This is a genomic window from Collinsella sp. Sow4_E3, from assembly GCF_052116285.1.
Taxonomy (GTDB): domain Bacteria; phylum Actinomycetota; class Coriobacteriia; order Coriobacteriales; family Coriobacteriaceae; genus Collinsella.
This window is the reverse complement of record NZ_JBQKLJ010000109.1, coordinates 1-488: the sequence shown is the minus strand read 5'-3', so window position 1 is coordinate 488 and position 488 is coordinate 1. Positions and strand designations below refer to the sequence as shown.

The following is a 488-nucleotide window of genomic DNA, read 5'->3' as shown; positions in this document are numbered from 1 at the left end:
GTAGTAAACCGCCCTGCTCCTTCCACCGGCAATAACACCATCCAATCTCCACTTCCGGGAATTATTTTGGATATTCGCTGCAAAGAAGGCGATACCGTGAAGAAAGGACAAACACTTATGATTCTTGAAGCGATGAAGATGGAAAACAACATTTTGGCAAGCGCGGATGGAAAAGTAAGTCAAGTGTTAGTTCACAAAGGAGACTCCGTCCTCGAAGGAGCTAATTTAATTGTAATCGAATAAAAACAAGAAAAGAATGAACACATTATTATCACTAAGCGATAATTTACAGACTTTTTGGGGATATACCGGCTTCGCCAACGCTGAACTCGGGCATATCGTCATGATACTCGTTGGTTTGCTATTCATTTTTTTGGCAATTCGATTTGAATTTGAACCGCTGTTGCTTATACCCATTGGCTTTGGGATGCTTATCGGCAACATCCCGTTCAATGAAGCGGCAAACTTAAAAGTGGGAATCTACGAAG

General features: G+C 41.6%; 2 protein-coding genes. Both read left to right on the top strand.

Annotated features, from left to right (window positions below):
• Positions 1 to 243, top strand: a 243-nt coding sequence (locus tag ACTQ48_RS11510) for an acetyl-CoA carboxylase biotin carboxyl carrier protein subunit (RefSeq protein WP_441571064.1), incomplete at its 5' end; no start/stop codon positions are given.
• Between the two features lie 13 nt (positions 244 to 256).
• On the top strand, positions 257 to 488 hold a 232-nt coding region (locus ACTQ48_RS11505; RefSeq protein ID WP_441571062.1), incomplete at its 3' end, for a sodium ion-translocating decarboxylase subunit beta.